Annotated in this window: 3 protein-coding genes; 2 read left to right on the forward strand and 1 reads right to left on the reverse strand. The window is 64.9% G+C overall.

Annotation, left to right across the window (positions count from 1 at the left end):
- The first annotated feature begins 381 nt into the window (after positions 1–381).
- Positions 382–2,055 (forward strand): alpha/beta hydrolase, encoded by a 1,674-nt coding sequence (locus AC2VOP_RS07850; protein ID WP_486960436.1) that lies wholly within the window; start codon positions 382–384, stop codon positions 2,053–2,055.
- The gene (locus AC2VOP_RS07855; RefSeq protein ID WP_486960437.1) at positions 2,052–2,717 is read left to right on the forward strand and encodes an LppA family lipoprotein; all 666 of its coding nucleotides are present in this window, start codon (positions 2,052–2,054) and stop codon (positions 2,715–2,717) included. Before AC2VOP_RS07850 ends, AC2VOP_RS07855 begins: the two co-directional genes overlap by 4 nt.
- Before the next feature lie 64 nt (positions 2,718–2,781).
- On the opposite strand, the gene AC2VOP_RS07860 is transcribed toward AC2VOP_RS07855, so the two are convergent.
- Positions 2,782–3,339: VWA domain-containing protein (locus AC2VOP_RS07860; protein WP_486960438.1), on the reverse strand; the 558-nt coding region annotated here is incomplete at its 5' end.

Raw genomic sequence — 3,339 nt, forward strand, 5'->3', positions numbered from 1 at the left:
CCATCTGCTCGATCAGGTAATGGTCCTGAAGCAGGATCGGACCGTCGGGTCCCACGGTCAGCGAATCGGTGTCGCTGGGCGCAGGGGCACCGGCATCCGTGGTGGTGTAGCTTTCGGCCATCGGCCTACCTCCTGGCTGTGTTCAGGGCGAGCCCGCACCCTCCTCTGTACTCCATTGCCGGAAGGTCCGTTGACCAAACCGGGCAGATCAGCACCGACTGACGCTGCTGGGCCTTTGCCGATGAGATCGCTGCCGCTGGTGGCGCGGCGACATCACGCCTGTTGAAGAATGAATTGTCCGAGATTCCGCGTCTTGCCACACTGCGCTCGAGTCGGCTGCTGCGACAGCCACAAGGGGGCGGATATGGCGGATCTGGCGCAATGACCTTGTCGCTGCCGGACCTCGACCGCTGGGATCCTGACGCGATCAGCACGGTCTTCCAGGCAACGATCACCCGCGGACACCGCACCCGCATCGCATCGGCTGCCATCGGGGAGACCATGGTGTTCCTGGATTGGGACGGTGACACCGCGGCGGCGGCCAGGGCCGCCGCTCGTCGTGCGATGCTCGATCTCGATGCTCACGCCGATGCCTGCGAGGCGGTGGGGCGCGCCGCGGAAAAGGCGGCCGCGGAGGTCGCCGCGATCAAATTGCGGTTGCGTCGGATCCGCCAGACGGCCCGCGATTACCACCTGCACATCGACGGGGAGAGCGCGATGGTGAGTCTGCCGACGAATATGCTGTCATTTTCGCCGGTGCGCCAGTGCAGCATCATGGATGCGCAGATGCAGGTTTCGCTGGCGATTCGGCAACTGCTGCAAGACGCGGAGAGGGCCGACGAAGACCTCGCAGCGGCCATCCGCGGTGCCGACGGCGACGTGTCACCGAGCAAGATCCGCGCCGAGATCAGCGCCGGACCGTTCCCGACGCCCGTTCCGCCACCGCCCGACGCCACCCCCGATAAGGTCGGCACCTGGTGGGACTCCCTCAACCCGTCAGAGCAGAGCGAAGTCAAACGGCGGTTCGGCGATTCGATCCGCAACCGCGACGGCATCCCCGCCGACATCCGCAGTGAACTCAACCTGGCCGCGCTCCCCGGCGAGATCGCCCGGCTGGAAAACGGCTGGCTCGACCGCAACGGATGGCACACCGAGCCGGGCAAGATCGCCGACCTGACTGCGCTGCGGAATACTCTGGCAGGCGAGCGCGACAGCGAGGTGAAATTGCTCCTGCTCGATACCACCAGTCACCCGAGCAAGGTGCTGACCGCCGTGGCGATCGGTGATGTCGACAACGCCGAGCGCGTCGGAGTCACCGTGGGAGGCCTCAACACCCGGGTGAGCTCCAGCGTCGAGAAAATGGTTCGCGAAGCCCGAAGTCAGCGCGACAACGCGAGCTGGCTGCGTGATGATGCGGGTCGGCCCAGCGCTGATGCGATCGCGTCAGTGGCTTATCTGGGCTATGACGCACCGGACAATGTGTACGAGGTGATCCACGATGATCTCGCGCACGCCGGCGCCGAACGACTGAATCACTTCTACAAGGGGTTGGCGGCATCCACAAACGTTGCAGATCAGCATATTACGGCATTCGGGCACTCCTACGGTTCGCTCACCACCAGCCTGGCGCTGCAACTGGGTGCGCCGGTCGATGATGTCGTCCTGTACGGCTCACCGGGAGCTGAGATCACCGACGCGGCACAACTGGGCGTCGAGCCCGGACACGCCTACTACATGATCGGCGTCCACGACCGGGTCGCCGGCACCATCCCCATCGCACACAATTTCGGTCCCGGTCTTTTCGACGTACCCGGCATGATCGAGCTTTCCACCGACAGCGGGGTCGCTCCGGACGGTAAACTCCACGAAAAGGCGCATGGCCACTCCGAGTATCCTCAGATGGGCAGCAACGACGAGTTACGCATGAGTGGCTACAACATGGCGGTGGTGCTGGCCGGGCTGCCCGACAAAGTCGTCAGGCCGTATGCGCTGGCCCCCGGACCGATTTCCGGTCCACCTGAACTATCTCCGCCCTTTTGGAGATACCCGGCATGAGACCGACACTGCGGACCCTAGGGATCTCGTTTGCGCTGCTGGTGCTCAGCGGATGCATCAAACCGACCACGTTCAACCCGTACGCCAACCCGGGACGCCATGAACTGGACCGGCTGCAAAAGATCGTCAACCAGCGTCCCGATCTGGAACCCGTCCAGCACCAGCTGGCCGAGCTTGACAGGGCGATCCGGGCCGCAATCGCGAAATACTCGCCGCGGACCCAGTTCTCAACGCTGCACGCGGAGAGCCCATCCAAGGGCTGCGGCGAACCGTTCGACCGCACCATCGGGGCACAGGAAAAAAGCGCGATGTTCTCCGGCAGGCCTGCACCCACGGCCGAGCAGTGGCTGCAGATCACCACCGAACTGGAGCCGGCGTTCTCCGCGGCCGGATTTCACCAAAAGGACCTGTTACCCGGTCAGCCACCACGACCACTCGGCTCACCGAACGACTCGCAAATCCGCGACGACGGTGCGGTGATCAATTTGGTCAACCTCGGTGTCGGCCGGCCGTTGGACTACTCCTACAACACGGGATGTCACCTGCCGGCCGATTGGCGCACCGCCCCACCACCGCGAAAGCTGCGCCCTGCCGGTGACCCTGATGTCCGCTACCCGTACCTGTACGGCTCACCCGGGGGCCGCACCCGCGACGTGCCTTGACGACGAGGGCGCGCCTCCCGGCGTCTACCGGCCTCTCCCGGCGCCTACCGGCCTCTACCGGCGCCTACCGGCGCCGAGATCGCAGGTAATCGCCGACCACGGCCGCGCCCAGCCCGTCGACGTCGGGCACCACCACCCGACCCTTCACTCGGCGCGCCACCTGGTCGATGAACCGGGCCAGCCCGGGATCGCTACCCAACCGGAAGATCGTCACCTGCGCACCGATGCGGGCGACGTCGTCGAAGCCCTTGACCGTATAGGCGATAGTCCGTGGATGGGGCGGATAGTCAAAAAACACCGTCGATCCATCTCCGTCGATGTCTTCCAGGTGCGCCGTCGGCTCACCGTCGGTGACGACCAGCACCACCGGTTGGGCGTTGGGATGGCGGCGCAGATGCCGACCGGCGAGCGCCAGCGCGTGGTGCAGGTTGGTCCCCTGCTCGTAAACGCCCTCTAAGCCCATCAGCTCAGCAGGTGTTACGGTGCGCGCATAGCGACCGAATGCGATGACCTGCAATGCGTCTGAACGAAACCGGGTGCTAACCAAGTGGTTCAACGCCAGTGCCGTCCGCTTCATCGGCAGCCAACGATTCTCCATCACCATGGAGAACGACGTGTCCAC

The sequence above is a fragment of the Mycobacterium sp. TH-M106 genome (assembly GCF_057473765.1).